General features: G+C 62.2%; 14 protein-coding genes. 9 read left to right on the forward strand and 5 right to left on the reverse strand.

Annotated features, from left to right (window positions below; all coding sequences use genetic code 11):
- Positions 1-4: 4 nt before the first annotated feature.
- The 4 genes from V3H18_RS12510 to ung all read left to right on the forward strand — a co-directional run bounded on the left by V3H18_RS12510 (position 5) and on the right by ung (position 5,320).
- Positions 5-1,141, forward strand: coding sequence for a cell envelope biogenesis protein TolA (locus tag V3H18_RS12510; RefSeq protein ID WP_332082403.1), 1,137 nt, complete (start codon positions 5-7; stop codon positions 1,139-1,141).
- A 179-nt stretch (positions 1,142-1,320) separates the two neighbouring features.
- Complete coding sequence (gene tolB, locus V3H18_RS12515) at positions 1,321-2,631, forward strand: Tol-Pal system beta propeller repeat protein TolB (RefSeq protein ID WP_332082404.1); 1,311 nt, start codon at positions 1,321-1,323, stop codon at positions 2,629-2,631.
- A gap of 164 nt (positions 2,632-2,795) precedes the next feature.
- Positions 2,796-4,553 carry a hypothetical protein gene (locus tag V3H18_RS12520; RefSeq protein ID WP_332082405.1) on the forward strand — a complete coding sequence of 586 codons (1,758 nt, stop codon included), beginning with the start codon at positions 2,796-2,798 and terminating at the stop codon, positions 4,551-4,553.
- A gap of 98 nt (positions 4,554-4,651) precedes the next feature.
- On the forward strand, positions 4,652-5,320 hold the full coding sequence (gene ung / locus V3H18_RS12525) for a uracil-DNA glycosylase (RefSeq protein ID WP_332082406.1): 669 nt from the start codon (positions 4,652-4,654) through the stop codon (positions 5,318-5,320).
- Positions 5,321-5,371: 51 nt separating this feature from the next.
- On the opposite strand, the gene V3H18_RS12530 is transcribed toward ung, so the two are convergent.
- Positions 5,372-6,022 carry a glutathione S-transferase family protein gene (locus tag V3H18_RS12530; RefSeq protein ID WP_408631785.1) on the reverse strand — a complete coding sequence of 217 codons (651 nt, stop codon included), beginning with the start codon at positions 6,020-6,022 and terminating at the stop codon, positions 5,372-5,374.
- 28 nt (positions 6,023-6,050) lie between these two features.
- A complete protein-coding gene (locus tag V3H18_RS12535) occupies positions 6,051-7,160 on the reverse strand; it encodes a calcium:proton antiporter (protein ID WP_332082408.1) in 1,110 nt (369 codons plus the stop codon).
- Between the two features lie 189 nt (positions 7,161-7,349).
- Here V3H18_RS12535 and uvrC point away from each other — a divergent pair, with 189 nt between their 5' ends.
- Positions 7,350-9,341, forward strand: coding sequence for an excinuclease ABC subunit UvrC (uvrC, locus tag V3H18_RS12540; protein ID WP_332082409.1), 1,992 nt, complete (start codon positions 7,350-7,352; stop codon positions 9,339-9,341).
- A gap of 4 nt (positions 9,342-9,345) precedes the next feature.
- Here the strand turns inward: uvrC and V3H18_RS12545 are convergent, their stop codons facing one another.
- Positions 9,346-9,762, reverse strand: a complete 417-nt coding sequence (locus V3H18_RS12545) for an Lrp/AsnC family transcriptional regulator (protein WP_332082410.1) — start codon at positions 9,760-9,762, stop codon at positions 9,346-9,348.
- Positions 9,763-9,893: 131 nt separating this feature from the next.
- Here V3H18_RS12545 and V3H18_RS12550 point away from each other — a divergent pair, with 131 nt between their 5' ends.
- Entirely contained in the window at positions 9,894-10,964 is a 1,071-nt protein-coding gene (locus tag V3H18_RS12550) for an ornithine cyclodeaminase (protein ID WP_332082411.1), read from the forward strand.
- 17 nt (positions 10,965-10,981) lie between these two features.
- A complete protein-coding gene (locus V3H18_RS12555; RefSeq protein ID WP_332082412.1) occupies positions 10,982-11,902 on the forward strand; it encodes a dimethylarginine dimethylaminohydrolase family protein in 921 nt (306 codons plus the stop codon).
- A 6-nt stretch (positions 11,903-11,908) separates the two neighbouring features.
- Here the strand turns inward: V3H18_RS12555 and V3H18_RS12560 are convergent, their stop codons facing one another.
- The gene (locus V3H18_RS12560; RefSeq protein WP_332082413.1) at positions 11,909-13,768 is read right to left on the reverse strand and encodes a potassium transporter Kup; all 1,860 of its coding nucleotides are present in this window, start codon (positions 13,766-13,768) and stop codon (positions 11,909-11,911) included.
- 171 nt (positions 13,769-13,939) lie between these two features.
- Positions 13,940-15,286 carry a DUF2254 domain-containing protein gene (locus V3H18_RS12565; RefSeq protein ID WP_332082414.1) on the reverse strand — a complete coding sequence of 449 codons (1,347 nt, stop codon included), beginning with the start codon at positions 15,284-15,286 and terminating at the stop codon, positions 13,940-13,942.
- Between the two features lie 139 nt (positions 15,287-15,425).
- Between V3H18_RS12565 and V3H18_RS12570 the strand changes: the two genes are divergently transcribed.
- Together V3H18_RS12570 and V3H18_RS12575 are read left to right on the forward strand one after the other, a co-directional pair.
- Entirely contained in the window at positions 15,426-16,277 is an 852-nt protein-coding gene (locus tag V3H18_RS12570; RefSeq protein WP_332082415.1) for a YihY/virulence factor BrkB family protein, read from the forward strand.
- A gap of 74 nt (positions 16,278-16,351) precedes the next feature.
- Positions 16,352-17,251, forward strand: a 900-nt coding sequence (locus V3H18_RS12575) for a DNA translocase FtsK 4TM domain-containing protein (protein WP_332082416.1), incomplete at its 3' end; no start/stop codon positions are given.

The raw sequence follows: 17,251 nt of genomic DNA on the forward strand, positions 1-17,251 counted from the left end.
GGAAATGAAAATTTCGCGCTCCGAACCCGGTTTCGTCGTCTCTTCGGTCGTCCACGCCGGACTGCTGCTGAGCATGCTCGTCCTCTTCGCCGACGCGCGTAAATTCGACGACGCCGTCGAGATGGTTCCGATCGACGTCGTCAGCGAGAGTCAGCTCAATCAGATCATGAAGGGCGAGAAGACCGCGCGCGAGATCAAACCGACGCCGCGCGTCGACAAGGTCGCCGCCGAGACGGAGATGAAGCCGCAGCCGCCGCTCGCCGAAGCCAAGAAGGATACGCCGGCGCCGCCCCGACCTGCCCCGCGCCTTCCCGAGCCCAGCGCCGATGACGCGCCGCCCACGCCGCCCAAGCGCGTCGCCGCCCTGCCGCCGAAGCCCGAGCGCCAGGCGAAGCCGGAAGACAAGCCGCTCAAGCCCGTCGCAAAGCCCAAAGCCGCGCCGCCGGAGCCCGAAAAGGAAGAGCCCCAGGACGCCGAGGTCGTGAAGCAGAAGCCGCCGGCGCAGCCGAAGCCGGAAAAAACCGCCAAGGAGACGCCCGCGCCGGAGAAACCCAAGGCGGAGCCGCGCCTCAAGACGGACGAAGTGGCGAAGTTGCTCGAGAAGAAGAAGCTCGACGAGAAGCCCGTCGCCAATAAGGAAGCGGAGCCTGCGGAAAAGCCGGTGAAGGAAGCGAAGCCGCAGTCAGGCGAGGAGAATGCGCCGAAATCGATATTCAACGCCGCGAGCATCGCCGATCTCCTGAGCCGCGAAACGCCCCAGCGCAAGCCGGCGACCGGCAAAGAGGCGCAGACGGCGGCGCTCGGCCTGCCGACCGGCTCCGCGGCGAAACTGTCGGCCTCGATGGAGGCGCGCATCGCCGCCTATATCCACGATCACTATCATCCGTGCTGGGCCTCGGCGCTGACGCTCGGCGGACAGAGCTATGCGCCGGTCGTCGAATTTCATCTTTCGCGCGAGGGCGAGCTCGAAGGCCGGCCGCGTCTCCTCAACGCCTCGGCGAATCCGACCGAGCGCGCGCGCGGCGAACAGGCGATGCAGGCGGTGCGCCGCTGCAGTCCGATGCGCATTCCGGCCGAATTCATGCCCTATTACGAAGAGGCGCTGCGCGAAGTCACCATTCGTTTCCAGGATTCGAATTAGTGATGGGCTTTGTTGGAGGGAAAAATGCCCCCTCCCTGTCCTTCCCCCGCTTCGCGCTGCTCGCGGGAGAGGGAACGCTAACGATCAGCGCCCGCTACGAAGATGAAGCGCCCGCCAAAATCGCTCGCCCCTATGCGGCGCCATGCTTTCTTCACGTCGATGCTTGAAAGAACACGTCCATGACACGTCTCTTCACCCGCCGCGCCGCCGCCGGACTCTTCGCGAGCGCCATGCTCGCGCCCTACGCGCCTGCGCGCGCCGGCCGCATCATCGATCTTAAGGGCGGCGGCTTTCAGCCGATCAATATCGCGGTCGCGCCCTTCGTCGGCGACGAGGCGGCGCAAACCGTGACCGCCGTGACGCTCAACAATTTCAAGCGCTCGGTTTTTCTCAAGCCGATCGAGTCCGGCGCCTTTCCGGCAAGCGCCGCCGCGCCGGACGCCGTCCCCAATCTCGACGCCTTCAAATCGGTCAATGCGCAATTCGTTCTGACGGGACGCTCGCAGCGCGGCGCCGACGGAAGGCTCAAGACGGAGTTCCGCCTCTTCGACGTGACGACGGGCGAGCAGGTCGCCGGCCAGCAATATGTGACCGAAGCCGCCAATATGCGCCGCGTCGCGCATCTTCTCTCCGACGCGGTCTTCACCCGCATCACCGGCGAGAAGGGATTTTTCGACACGCGCATCGTCTTCGTCGACGAGACGGGACCCAAGGAGAGACGCCGCAAGCGCCTCGCCATGATGGACCAGGATGGCGCCAATGTGCGCTATCTGACGCGCGGCGACGAGCTTGTCGTCACCCCGCGCTTCTCGCCCTCCTCGCTCGACGTGACTTACATGTCCTTCGGGGCCGACGGCGATCCGAAAGTGCTACTGATGAATATCGAAAACAGCCAGCGCGAGGTCGTGGGCAATTTTCCCGGCATGACCTTCTCGCCGCGCTTCTCGCCCGACGGGCAGAAAATCATCATGTCGCTGTCGCAAGGCTCGACCACCAATCTCTATACGATGGATTTGCGCTCGCGCACGACGACGCGGCTGACCGACACGAGCGCTATCGACACCGCGCCCTCCTATTCGCCGGACGGCGCGCGCATCGTCTTCGAGAGCGATCGCGGCGGCTCGCAACAGATTTACGTGATGGGAGCGCATGGCGGCGAGGCGAAGCGCATCTCCTTCGGCGGCGGCCGTTATTCGACGCCGGTGTGGTCGCCCAAGGGCGACTATATCGCCTTCACCAAGCAGAACGCCGGCAATTTCGCTATCGGCGTGATGAAGACCGACGGCTCGGGCGAACGCATCCTGACCGAGGGCTTCCACAATGAAGGGCCGACCTGGGCGCCGAACGGCCTGTTCCTGATGTTCTTCCGCGACTCCGGCGGCGGCGGCGGCCCGAAAATTTATATGGTCGACGTCTTCGGTCGCTCGGAAGTCCAGGTGCCGACGCCAGGCTATGCAAGCGATCCCGCCTGGGGCCCGTTGCAGGATTGATGGCGCACGAATTTCCGCCGCCGACGATATTTTGGCGGCATGGCCGCCAATGAGAAGCCTCCGCCGAAAACCAGCGGGCGTCAATATTATATCAAAGACTTGGCTTTACGGCCTGAATGCGATTTGTTATTTGCGAATAAAATAGAATTGAGAGAAAGCCCCATATGCCGGCGAACTCGATCAAGTCGAAGTTTTTAATCCTTGGAATACCTCCATACAAGAAATTTGAATTAGCTCGCGCATTATCAGATATGGGGCGGACGGTTGCGCATTATATGATCGGCGGCGTGCTGACAGCCGACATCATCAATACAAATATGCGTTGCGGGCTCGGAGCTCTTCACGGCATAAAGGCCGATTGCTTGCTGCAGATCAACGCCACTTCGGCCCGCGACGGACAAGGGTTTTTTCCAGATTTCGATCTCGTCTTATTGAGACGCATTGTCGACGACAATAATTTGAAAGTCGTTCTGACCAGTGGCCCCGCCCCTGAAATACTTTCTTCCATCGATAGTCACGGCGATCTTCGGCAGCGGCTTATCAAGACGGATATTCCCGGCCTCCCCGCGGGCGTTGGAGCGATCGACAAAGATATTATCGATTGGATCAATGGCTATTTTGACGCGGTGCGACGACTTTTTGCCGGTTCGGAACGATTTGTAGAAATCGATATGAGCAAACAGGACGCGCCGCTTTCCCTGCAAAGCGCGGTTGCGGCGACGCGCCCCTTCTCTAGCGAAATTATAAGCGCGCCTCGACCTCAAACGAGCGCGCTTCGATTCAGCGACGTCGGCGAGCTTGAAACCGAGTTCTCGATGCATCTCGAGCAGGACTCGCCCCACAAAAGCTTTCGCGGCCGAATTGGAATTCGAACCCCTTATAATTTGCAGCACGCTCCTGTCTGGCGATCGTTTCTCGCGCTCAATTATGCCTCCACGACAGCAGCGCAACTGAGCGGAAAGCGCGCGACGCCCATCACGATTTCATGCGATTTTCCTGTCGATCAGGCTCTCGTGGAGCTTTATGCGGATCGTGTCCGTAAATATGGCCATGAACTCGTCGTCGAATGTGAAGTGGTCGATCGCACCTATGAGCTGCCGTCAAAAGGCACAGCGCTTTCCTTCGGCGGCGGAAAGGAAAGCCGATTGACATACGGTTTGTTGCGAGAGCGCGGCGAGTCAGATTTGGTCGTCTGCACCACTGATCCACACTATCCCCATGCCGATATACCGGAGATCGTTCGCGTCGAAATGATCGGAACCGACAATCTGGAGATTCGGCTCCTTCCCGCATTCATGATGCGGCCAGCCAATTGGTACTTGGGCGGGGCGCTTGCCGACGCTAATCGCCAAAGTCCGTGGCAATATTATTTTGACTACGGCTCCCCTGCCGAGCGCGACGAACTCGCCGACGCTTTCCGCAAGCTCGGATACGCGGTCAAAATGCACTCGCCGGTTTCCGTCCTTCCCTCGAATATTTGTCAAAAAATACTATGTGAACGTTATCCGCAAATTGCACAGGAGCAGCGATCGACGGCGTTTAACTCAAAAAATGAAAAAACGCTTTTCGTTGCGCTTTTGCTCCTCTACCATGGATTTAGTATCTCTAACGTCGTTGAATTAGATATTCTTGCAGAGATGGGCAATCAATACATTGAAATATTTAAATCAGGAAATTTCGGTCCATCAAACATGCGCGAACCATACCATCGAGAGGCGATGGCGATCCTTCGTTATTTGGACGAAACCGGGCGACTCCCATTCAAGCCCCAATCGGAGATTCCAACCGAATGGCAAGCGCGCTGGATCAATTACATTCACGCCTACGTCGACCCCAATGTCGCGAGCGACTTTATGGATATTTTCACGCAATACGCCGCAATCGCTGACCGCGCGGAACTGGACTATGTTCTTCCGACGTAGATATGCAAAATGAGAATCAAACATTCTCCATCCTGCAATGCGTATTTCTTCGCGGCGTCTCGAGGCCTTCGCCGGATTGAGCTGATGCGGACATCGTCATGACCAAGCCCGTCCGCATCGACGAAAGCTGGAAAAAACATCTCGCGCGCGAATTCGAACTCCCCTATTTCGGGGAGCTGCGCGAATTTGTGCGCGGCGAATATGCCGCGCGCCGAATCTATCCGCCGGCCTCGCAGATTTTCCGCGCCTTCGACGAATGCCCGTTTGACAAGACGAAAGTCGTCATTCTCGGCCAGGACCCCTATCACGGGCCGGGGCAAGCGAATGGGCTTTGCTTCGCGGTCGGCGCGCAAGTTCCCCCGCCGCCCTCACTGCAAAACATTTTCAAGGAAATCGAATCCGATCTCGGCCATAAGGTCTCGCGCGACCCGGACCTCTCCCGCTGGGCGCGGCAAGGCGTGCTATTGCTCAACGCCACGCTCACCGTGCGCGAGAACGCAGCCGGCTCGCATCAGAACAAGGGCTGGGAGCAATTCACCGACGCCGCCGTTCATGCGCTGTCGCGCGAGCGCGCGGGAATCGTCTTTCTGCTCTGGGGCTCCTATGCGCGGCGCAAGGGCGCCGGCATCGACCGGCGCAAACATCTCGTGCTCGAATGCGCGCATCCTTCGCCGCTTTCCGCCCATAACGGCTTTTTCGGCTGCAAGCATTTTTCGAAAGCGAACGACTATCTTATCGCGCGCGGCGAGACGCCGATCGAATGGTGAGGTTTGAAGGCGCGCGAAGCGCGACGGAGGCGTATTGAGAGGGAAGACGCCTCATTTGCCCGCAGCCGCCGCGGCCTGGTGAACTTTGAGAAGCTCGTCGTCCGTCTGCGCGACGCGCGCCGCCGAAGGGCGCGCCGCGATACGCTCGTAATAGGCTGTGATCTGCGGCGTCGCCGGGACGATGCCGAAGCCGACCGTCCAGCGTAGCGCAACGCCCCATAAAATATCGGCGACAGTGAAATGCTCGCCGAAGAGATAGGGGCCGTCTTTGAGTTGCGCATCGATGAGAGCCATCACGCTTTCGAAATCGCCGTAAGGACTCGTGCGGAGCGGGGCCGGCTCGCGCTTCAAGGATCGATCCACTACCGCCGGCTCAAAGGCGGAGTTGTAAAACACGAGCCAGCGCAGATAGGGGCCGCGCAGCGGATCGCCGATCGGCGGCGCCAGTTTCTTTTGCGGAAAGGCGTCGGCGAGATAGATGAAGATCGCGCCCAATTCGGTGACGAGGGCGCCATTATGCACAATCGCCGGAACCTTTCCCATCGGATTGACCGCGAGATATTCCGGCTTGCGCTGCTCGCCAAGCTCGAAGTTCAACACGCGCAATTTATAAGGCGCCTCCAATTCCTCGAGCAGCGTCAGAACACATGAGGCGCGCGTGTACGGCGCGTAATACAGGATCGGCTCTTCGTCGCTCATCATGCGCATCCTTTATTGCCTTCGATGGATATTAGGGCACGAATAGATAAACGACATAGATGGAAAAAACGACGAGATGCACGAGGCCGGTCAGAACATTGGTGCGCCCAGAACCGAAGCTGATGACGCTCAAGAGGAGCGTGAGGGTCAGCAACAGCGTGTCGCGCTGATCGAGGCCGAATATGATGGGCCGGTCCATCGCGAGACTCATTATCGCCACCGCCGGAGCCGTTAGGCCGATCGTGGAGACGACGGAGCCGAGCGCGCCATTTAGAGCCGTCTGCAGGGCGTTCTGGGCCGCCGCGCGGAGCGAGTTCAGCGACTCCGGCAACAGCACCAGCATCGCCAACGCCGCGCCGGTGACAGGATTTATGTCTTCGACCCCGACCCAGCGAAGCGAGTCCTCGAGTCCGGGCACGACGTGCCGTGCGAGAAGCCCCACGCCGACCAGGCTCGCGGCCATTCCGACGATCGCGACGCCTGTCTGCGTGAGCGACGGTTTTTCAAGACTATGCCGCAGGGCGGCCGCATGCGCATCCAGAAAATAGGACTGATGCCTGACCGTCTGCATGAAAAGAAAGGCGCCATAGAGGAGCGGCGAGAGCACGCTCACGGAAAGCAGTTGAACCACCGTATGCGCCGGCGAACCATTCGGGTTCGTGTAGTTCGGGAGCACGAGCGTCAGAATCGACAGGGCGCTGAGAACCGCAAGATAGGCGCTCGCGGCCATCGGATGCACTTCCTGCTCGCGGTGACGCAGACCGCCAAGGAGCAGGCAGAGGCCGACGAGGCCGTTGCAGACGATCATGATCGCCGAGAACACCGCCTCGCGCGCCTCGGTTGGATCGTCCGCGCCATGTCGGATCATCGAGGCCATCAGCGTGACCTCGATGATGGTCACCGAAATGGTGAGCACAAGGGTGCCATAGGGCTCGCCGATTTTGAGGCTGATGACTTCCGCATGCCGTAGCGCGGCGAGAACCGCCCCCACAAGCACGACGATTGCGACCAGGACCGGGGCGGCCGCCATGGCGGCGGGAAGCTGCGCAAGCTGTTGCTCCCCGAGCGCGAAGGCGCCCGCGAGCGCGAGCGCCAAAAACGGAAAAACGATCGCCTTGGCATTGACCCGCGCTACCTGCATTCCATCCCTCTTTGGTCGCCAACATCGAGCTTCGGCGCGACTTTGGCCAGCCGGTGGTGGAAGCGCAAGCCGGATTTACGTCAAGACCGCGCGCTTCTTGATTCTCGACGGTTCTTGGCGCAGGCTCGTTTAACGGCGCCCGAAAGGGATGCTTCCCATTCGCGCCGGCGGCGGATAAATCTAGGGCGGATGACCGCCAAGCCCCTCTCTCCGCGCGACCTTCCACCTGAGGAAGACGACGTTTTCGACGCAGCCGACTCTGCGCCCGAAGCGGCCGACGAGACGCGCCCGGAGGATGAAGCGCCGCAGACGCCGGAAAGCGTCAAGCGAGGCGTCGAGGTCATCAGGAAATATTGGAAACATGCGCCGAACGGACCCGGCGTCTATCGCATGATCGCCGAGAATGGCGAGGTGCTCTATGTCGGCAAGGCCAAGAATGTGCGCAAGCGCGTCGCGAGCTATACGCGTCTCGCCGGCCATGTGAACCGCATCGCGCGGATGATTTCGGCGACCGCCTCCATGATGTTCATCTCGGTCGAGACCGAAACCGACGCGCTGCTGCTCGAGACCAATCTCATCAAGCAGATGAAGCCGCGCTTCAACGTGCTGATGCGCGACGACAAATCCTTTCCCTATATATTGATCGCCATGGATCATGAGGCGCCGCAGATTTTGAAGCATCGCGGCGCGCGCGTGCGCAAGGGCGATTATTTCGGTCCCTTCGCGAGCGTCTGGGCGGTCAATCGCGCGCTTAACGCGCTGGAGCGCGCCTTTCTTTTGCGCTCCTGCGCGCAAAGCTTTTACGACAATCGCACCAGGCCCTGCCTGCTCTATCAGATCAAGCGCTGCGCGGCGCCCTGCACCGGCGAGATTTCGATCGAGGATTACGCCGAGCTGGCGCGCGAGGCGCGCGATTTTCTCTCAGGAAAAAGCCGCAGCGTGCGCGAGCAACTGGCGCGCGAAATGACCGAAGCGGCGGAGCGGCTCGAATTCGAGCGCGCGGCGCGGCTGCGCGACCGCATCTCTGCGCTTTCGGCGATACAGGGCGCGCAGGGGATCAATCCGCGCAGCGTCGAGGAAGCGGACGTCTTCGCCATCGCCAAAGAGGCGGGGCGATTCTGCATCGAGGCCTTCTTTTTTCGCGCCTATCAGAACTGGGGCAACCGCTCCTATTTTCCGCGCGCCGACGCGAGCCTTTCAGAAGCGGAGGTTCTCGACGCCTTTCTCGCGCAATTCTACGAGGAGCATCCTTCCGCGCGGCTGGTGCTGCTCTCGCACGAGATCGAGGATGCCGCCCTGCTTGAAGAGGCGCTTTCCGCGCGCCTGCATCGACATGTCGATGTCGTCGCGCCGCAACGCGGCGAGAAGCGCGAGCTCGTCGAACATGCGCTGACCAACGCCGGGCAGGCGCTCGGGCGCAAGCTCGCGGAAGATGCGAGCCAGAAGCGCCTGCTCGCGGCGCTTGGCGAGGTCTTCGGCCTTCCCGCCGCGCCGCGCCGCGTCGAAGTATACGATAATTCCCATACGGGCGGCGCGCAGGCCATTGGCGCGATGATCGTCGCCGGGCCCGCCGGATTCATGAAGCCGCATTACCGCACCTTCAACATCGCCGGCGCGGATGTCACGCCGGGCGACGACTTCGCCATGATGCGCGAAGTGCTGACGCGCAGATTCACGCGCCTCGCCAAGGAGGCCGACAAGGGCGAAGCCGATTCCGACGCCTTTCCCACGAAACCCGATCTTATTCTGATCGACGGCGGACGCGGGCAATTCGAAGTCGCGCGTGAGGTGTTGGGCGGTCTTTGCGTCGAGGGCGTCGCCATCGCCTCGATCGCCAAGGGCGCGGACCGCAACTCGGGCCGCGAGACTTTCTTCGTCGAAGGGAAGGAGCCCTTCCGCCTGTCGCCGCATGATCCGGCGCTCTATTTCGTGCAACGGCTGCGCGACGAAGCGCACCGCTTCGCCATCGGCACGCATCGCGCGCGGCGCAAAAAGGAGTTCACGAAGAATCCGCTCGACGAGATCGTCGGCGTCGGTCCGGCGCGCAAGCGCGCGCTGCTGCTCGCTTTCGGCTCGGCCAAGGCCGTCTCAAGAGCGGCGCTCTCCGATCTCGAAAAAGTGCCGGGCGTCAACAAGGCGACGGCGCGCCTCGTTTACGATCATTTCCAGCGCGGCGAATAGCCACTCAAGCGGGCGCGAGCAAAAGGCTCGTCTCGCTGCGCTCGATCCCCTCGATCGTTCTTACGTCCGAAAGCAGCCGGTCGAATTCGCCGAGATTCGCGCATTCGATTTCGGCGATGAGATCGAAAGCGCCATTGGTGCTGTAGAGCGCGTGAACTTCGGGGAGGCCGCGGAGCGCCTGCGCGACGCGCTTGGTGTTTTTGCCCGAGACTTCGACCATCATGATCGCGCGAATGCGATCGGTCTCGGGCAGGCTTTTGAGACGCACGGTAAAGCCCAGAATCACGCCCGAGTCGATCAGCCGGTCGAGCCGGTTTTGCACCGTGCCGCGCGACACGCCGAGCATTTGAGCGAGCTTGGAGAGCGAGGCGCGTCCGTCGGTGCGAAGCGCGGCGACGAGGCGATGATCGAGATCGTCCATATCAGCCTCTGGCGATATGATTGTTACGTATGCCGATTTTCGCAAATTTCTAGCGGTTTTGATAAATAATCGCCATATCGGTTGGCGTCGCTTCTCCCTAGCTTCTCTCAAGAAAGCCAGGGACACGCGACATGACGACCTTTCTCAACGCAACGGACATCGCCCAGATCGTGGGCCGCCTTGGCCTCGGCCGGTTCTGGCCGCGCCTTGTGGACTATCTGCGTCAGGATTTCGAGCGTTGGGAGGCGTTTCATAAATCGCCGCGCTTCGCGCGCCACTCGCCGGTCGGCGTCATCGAACTGATGCCGACGAGCGACGGCGATTCCTTCGCCTTCAAATATGTCAACGGCCATCCCGGCAATGCGCGCCTCGGCTTGCAGACCGTGGTCGGCTTCGGCGCCCTCGCCGATATCGCGACCGGCTATCCGCTTCTCCTCGCCGACATGACTCTCGCCACGGCGCTGCGGACGGCGGCGATCTCGGCTCTTGCCGCGCGCCATCTGGCGCGGCCGGACAGTCGGACCATGGCGCTGATCGGCCTCGGCGCGCAATCCGAATTCCAGGCGAGCGCCTTCCAAAGCGTCCTCGGGATCGATCGGCTGCGCGTCTTCGACATCGATGAGGAGGCGACGGATAAATTCGAACGCAATATGGCGGGCTCTCCCCTTTCGATCGTCCGTTGCGGCGATGCGCGAAGCGCCGCCGCAGGCGCCGATATCGTCACTACGATCACGGCCGATAAGAAATTCGCGACGATCCTGACCGAGGACATGATCGCGCCGGGAACGCATATCAACGCCGTCGGCGGCGACTGCCCCGGCAAAACGGAGCTTGCGCGCGCCCTTCTCCTGCGGTCGGACATCTATGTCGAATATGCGCCGCAGACCCGCATCGAGGGCGAGATTCAGCAGCTCGACGCCGACCATCCGGTAACCGAGCTGCACGATGTCGTCGCCGGCCGACGGCCCGGACGCGTCGCGCCGGACTCCATTACGATCTTCGACAGCGTGGGTTTCGCCATCGAGGATTTCTCCGTCCTGCGGCTTTTGCGCGATCTCGCCCATGAAACCGGAATCGGACGCAAGATCGAGCTGATCGCGGAGCCCGAAAATCCCAAGGACCTCTTCAGCCTGCTGCGGCCCTTCGAGGCGCAAGCGCGCCGCGATGAGCGTCGCCGCGCGCCCGCCCCACTCGCCAATTGACCGAAACGGAGACGTCGATGAAGCTTTCTCTCGAACGCGAGATTTTGGACGCGCCCTTTCGCCCGCTTGACGAAAGCGAAGCAGCCGCGCTCCTGCCCGGCGCCGTTTCGGCGCAGCGCCGCATCCTCATGTGCGCGCCCGATCATTTCGGCGTCGATTACGTCATCAATCCGTGGATGGAAAACCAGATCGGCCGCGCCGCCCTGCCGCAGGCGCGCGCCCAATGGGACAATCTGCGCGCGCGCCTTGCCGAGACGACGCATCTCGCTTTCGTCGCGCCCACGGCCGGTCTTCCCGACATGGTGTTTACCGCGAACGCCGGACTCGCCATCGACGACGCCGTCGTCGTCAGCCGTTTCCATGCGAAGGAAAGACGCGCCGAGGAGCGTTTCTTTCGCGACTGGTTCGAGCGCCACGACTTTTCCGTCGCGCCCTGGCCGGACCATGTAGCCTTCGAAGGCGCTGGCGACGCTCTGCCCGACCGCGCGCAGCGCCTGATCTGGTGCGGCCATGGCTGGCGCTCCAGCGAATACGCGCCCGCGTTGCTGGAAAAAATCTTCGATCGGGAAGCGGTGGGCTTAAGACTTGTCGATCCGCGTTTCTACCATCTCGACACCTGCTTCTGCCCGCTCTCGGACGGATGGCTGATGTATTATCCGGAAGCCTTCGACGAGGCGTCGCGAGATAGGATCGAAGCGCTCGTTCCGAAAGAAAAACTTATCGCTGTCGGCGAGGCAGACGCGCGCGCCTTCGCCTGCAACGCCGTCGAGATCGACAAGCGCGTCTTCATGAATGACTGCTCCCCCGGGCTGCGGGCGCGGCTGAAGGCGGCGGGCTTTACGGCCGTCGTCACGCCTCTTTCGGAATTCCTGAAAGCGGGGGGCGGCGCGAAATGCCTCACGCTCGAAGTGCATGTTAAACGATCGCGCGGCGAGTGAACGCCGCTATATCTCGACTTGGCCGCCAAGCTCGACGACGCGGCCCGGCGGGATTTGAAAGAACTCCGTCGCGGGAAGCGCGTTGCGGTGCAGGAACTGGTAGATTCTGAGCTTGAATATCCGCCATTTCGACAGGCCGATCGGCACGATCGTTAGCCGGCCGACGAAGAACGACGTTTCCATCATGTTGAAGCGAAACGGAACGGCGGGGGTTTCGAGGAGCAGCGCGCGAGGAACGTCCGGCTGCTCCATGAACCCGTAATGGATGGTCATTGCGAAAAAGTCGTCTTCGAGCGCCGTTGACTCGACGCGCAGCGAAGGATCGACGCGCGGCATTTGTTCGGTCTCGACGTGCAGAAGCACGATGCGCTCGTGCAGAACCTTATTATGCTTGAGATTGTGCAGGAGCGGAACCGGAACGACGTCGCTGCGGCTGGACATATAGACCGCTGTTCCCTTGACGCGCGGCTTGCCGCGAAATTGCGCAATGAAACTCGGTATCGGGAGAGTGTCGCGCTCCAGCGCCGCGCGCATGTCCGCATAGCCCTCCGCCCAGCAACTCATCAGGAAATACAGGATGGCCGCGGTCGCGAGCGGAATCCATCCGCCTTCGAAGAATTTCGCCATATTGGCGGCGACGAATGAGCCGTCGATGAGGACGAAGAGGCCAGCCATGGCGAGGCTCACGACGAGGCGCCAGCGCCACACTTCGCGCATCGCCATGAACATCAGAATGCTTGTCAGCAGCATGGTCAAGGAAACGGCGATTCCGAACGCCGCGGCGAGATGTTCCGACGAACGAAAGGAGATGGTCAGGATCAGCGTGAGCGCCATCAACGCCCAATTGACGAAGCCGACGTAAATCTGGCCGTAGCTTTCCTCGGATGTTTGCACGATGTGAACGCGCGGCAGCAGCCCGAGTTGGATCGCCTGGCGCGTCATCGAGAAAGCGCCGGTGATAATCGACTGGCTCGCGATCACGGTCGCGAGCGTCGCCAGAGCGACGAGCGGCAGTTGCAGCGCGGGCGGACAAAGATCGAAGAACGGGTTGGCCGAGGCGGAGACGGGACGGTCGACAAGAAGCGCGGTCTGACCCGCGTAATTCAGCACCAACGCGGGCAGAACAAGCCCGTACCAGGCGAGCCGGATCGGCCGGCGGCCGAAATGCCCCATGTCGGCGTAAAGCGCCTCGGCGCCCGTGGCGCACAGGAACACCGCGCCGAGCAGGAGAAATCCAGCCATCCCATGCGCGGCGAGATAGTCGAGGCCTATGGCGGGCTTGAGCGCCCAAAGCACCTCGGGATGTTTGGCGACGCCGCCCAGGCCCAATGCGCCGATAATGATAAACCAAAGCGTCATGACCGGGCCGAAGAGCTTCGAAATGCGCGCCGTGCCTTGCGACTGAAAGCTGAATAGACCGATGAGAACCAGCACCGAGAGCGGCGCGACATAGGGCGCGATCGCAGGCGCCGGCGTCTTCAATCCCTCAAGCGCGCTCAAAACTGAGATCGCCGGCGTGATCGCGCCGTCGCCGAACAGGAGCGCGGCCCCGAGCATTCCGATGGCGATAACGACGGGACGGCGCCCGTGTTTGACGCCGAGCAGCGACATCAGCGCGAGAATGCCGCCCTCGCCGTCATTGTCGGCGCGCATGATGACGGCGACATATTTGATCGACGTGATGATGATGAGCGTCCAAACGATCAGCGAGAACATGCCGAGCGCTTCCGCCGGCGCGAGCGCGCCGCCCGACCATTCTATGGCCGTCTTGATCGTATAGAGCGGGCTGGTGCCGATATCGCCATAGACGACGCCCAAAGCGCCGAGCGCGAGCGCGCCGAGGCGCGCGCCCCGGTCTTCCGTCATTGCCGCGCTACTCCCCATCAACGCCCCCAATTAGACGATATCGGATATGGATCGTGACGAATGTCCGGGACCCACGCCGGTCCGCGGGATCGAACCGGAATTCGCCGCTGATAAGGACTAATCCGTCTCGCATAAAGGGAATATTCGGAAAAACGCGCGCTGGCGCCGTTGTCACGGTCCGGCGACGGCGTCTTCCTCGGCGACGCCGGCCTCAAGCAAGGACAATCGCCGCCGTAGCCTTTGCAAGTCGCCGTCCTCGATTTTCCCCTCGCATCCCGCGAGCACGCGACGGCCGCGTTCCGCGAGAATTTTATGGAGCGCGGGATCGCTCACCGTCGTCGCAATGTCTCCAAATACGCGCATCAGCCGCAAGCTGACCGCGGCGTCCGCGGCGGCGTAGTGGCGGATTTGTTCAAAGGCGAGATCGAGCAGGCCGTTGAAGTCGATCCATGGCGCCGCGACGCGCAATACATGGGGCGGATCGAAATAATAGCTGCGCGGCGGGACGCGGCTGATCCAACGGATCAAGATGCAGCCCAGTTGATCGACGCAGCTGATCGCGGTCGTCGGATCGTTGATCGCGGGAGACATAGCGCGCAAGGCGATGTCGACGATCTGAACAATGCCGAACTCGACATCCTGCTGCATCGTCCGAGTCGGGCCAATATCGATGGCAGAGAGAAGCTGGACGGCGCGCTCCTCCGTTATCCGGTCGCCGCGCGAAAGTCTCATGATCGCCACGCCTTCGGGAACAAAATGGCCAACGCGGCGCTCCAGGCGCAAACAGACTCCAAAGGTTTTCGCGGCCCGACGCAGCCGCTCAATATCGACATATCTGATATAGCCGGATTGGCGGCTGCGCAGAACGATCTCCAACTCCCCCGGAAACTTTCCCGCCGCTTCGAGCGGCTGCATCGACCGGCGCGCATCGGGCATCAGCTCGTCGATCACAAATTCGGTCTCGCGGCGGATGCGGTCGACGATATTGTTGACGCTGATGGCGTTGGAGATGTGATGAATGAAATAGACGAGCCAGCCGACGCAGATTGGCGCGAGCGCCATGGCGCCCGCGACCGTGACGACCGGCGCGAAGGGCTGCGGCAATGCGCGGGCGGCGGGCAGCGCCGCGATGCAATAAGAAAAGGTCCCAAGAAAGACGCCGAGCGTCCATTGCGTTACGCGATCGCGGACAAAGCTGACCAGTATGCGCGGCGAGAACTGCGTCGACGCCAGCGTCAGCGTCATCAGGAGGATGGCGAAGACGATCGACACCACCGTCATCATGGAGGTGGCGATGCTGGTGAGAATCGCCTGCGCGACCTGGGGGTCCGCCTGTGACGGGAACAAAAGTCTTGGAACCAGGCGACGAATGGCGGGGAATCTTTCCTCCAATTCGGAAAGCAGGGCGCCGCACGTCCCGAGCGTCAATGCGATCGCCAAGGGACGAAGAAGAAAGCCGCCGCGAAGCGCATAGAGCGTCGATCGCAGCAACGCCGTCGGCGAGATTGGTCCTCTCATATCGAAGCTCGGAGTTTGAAAGCGGATTTAGGCCTTATATTTTACGCCTATCCCAAAAAGGCGTTTACGGCGGCGTCGTTCCGCCCCCCCTGACGCAATATCTGGCGGACGCCGCGCGCGCCAATTAGATTGTCGAGCCATGGCTTTTTTTCGCATCTTCTACGTCGCCTATGTCAGATTCGACCGTGACGACGGCTGGGCCATCGCCAGCCATATCGCGCTGTCGACGCTCACCTCGCTCTTTCCCTTTCTCATCTTTCTCACCGCGCTCGCGGGTTTCTTCGGGGAGCAGGGAATGGCGGATGCGGCGACGCAACTCATCTTCGACGCCTGGCCGCCGAACGTCGCCGCGCCGCTTTCGGCCGAAATTCATAATGTGCTCACCCAGCCCCAGGCCGGAAAGCTGACGATGGGCGCCCTTCTCGCGATCTATTTCTCATCGAGCGGCGTCGAGGCGCTGCGCATCGGCCTCAACCGCGCCTATGACGTGCGCGACAGGCGGCCCTGGTGGCTGCGTCGCCTCAATGCGATCCTTTTCGTCCTGCTCGGCGCCGCCTCGCTCCTCGCCATCGCCTTCTTGCTGGTGCTCGCGCCGCTCGCTCGCGCCATCGCCGAGCGTCACGCGCCGGGGCTGATGCATGAATTGCGCCCGCTCTATGAACTGGTGCGCTATGGCGTGACGACCGTCGTCATCGCCGTCGCGCTTCTCGCCTCGCATAAATTTCTGCCGGCGGGCCGGCGGTCCTTGCGGACGATCCTGCCGGGACTGGCCCTAACGCTTGTCGCCTCGATCGGCTTCGGCGCCGGCTTTGGCGCCTATCTCGCGAAATTCGCGGGCAATTATGTGTCGACCTACGCCGGCCTCGCCTCGATCATGATCGCCATCGTCTTCCTCTACGTGCTGGCGGCAATCTTCATTTACGGCGCCGAATTGAACCAAGCGCTCGCCGGCGGGGACAGAACCAGAAAGCCAGGGTTAATCGGCCCTTAACCGAGGTTTTTTACGCTGCCCCGCATCAGGGCCGCGCCGTCGTCGGCGTTGCGAGCAAGCGGGCGTCTCCTCACATGCGTAGCCATGCAACGGGCCACTTCACCGAGCAACTCCGCGAATTCGCGGCCCGGCGGATGGCGGAAATCCTCGGGCTGACGATGGTCGCCGGCGCTGCGGCGCTCACTTTGGCGCTCGTGAGCTGGTCGGCCCGCGACCCTTCCCTCAACCACGCCACCTCCGGCCATGTCCGCAATCTGCTCGGCGCGCCGGGCGCCGTGGTTTCCGATCTGCTGATGCAGCTCATCGGCTTTGGCGCGATCGCGGCGATTCTGCCGCTCGCGACGCAGGGGCTGCGTCTCATCAAGCGGCGCCGCCTCGAGCGCGCAAGCCTGCGCCTCGCTCTGTGGATCCTCGGCGTCTTCGCGACCGCCGCGACCGCCTCACTGCTGCCCGCCACCGACCGCTGGCCGCTGCCGACGGGGCTTGGCGGCGTCGCCGGCGACGCCATCCTCGCCGTGCCGCGCACCATGTTCGCGGGTTCGGGCGCCGTCATGGCCGTTTTCGGCCTCGCTACCGCTTTCGTCGCCATTTTGGCCCTAACCGGGGCGTCGGGAATCGGATTTGAATCCGAGGCCGACCTTCGCGAGCACGCCTTCGAAGACGACGGCGATGTGAAGGGGCGCCCGGAAGATGACGACGACGCCCAGGGCGAACCCGGCGTCGCGCTTATTTCGCTTGGCGCGCTCATCCATTTCGGCCTGTCGTTCAAAGGCTGGGCGCTCCGAGCCTTGGGCGCTCTCAAGCGCCGGGCGACGACGCGGGAGCGGCCTCCCGCGCCTCAATATCCCCGCGTCGAGCCGAGCTTTGGCGACATGGACCCCTATCCGGCCTTCGCGCCGCATGCGCGCGATCTCGACGCGCCATATGAAGCGCCGCCGGCGCCCGCTCCGCGCCGCGCCGCCGCGCGCACGTCC

Origin of the sequence: Methylocystis borbori, assembly GCF_036576025.1 — a bacterium.
GTDB classification, from domain to species: domain Bacteria; phylum Pseudomonadota; class Alphaproteobacteria; order Rhizobiales; family Beijerinckiaceae; genus Methylocystis; species Methylocystis borbori.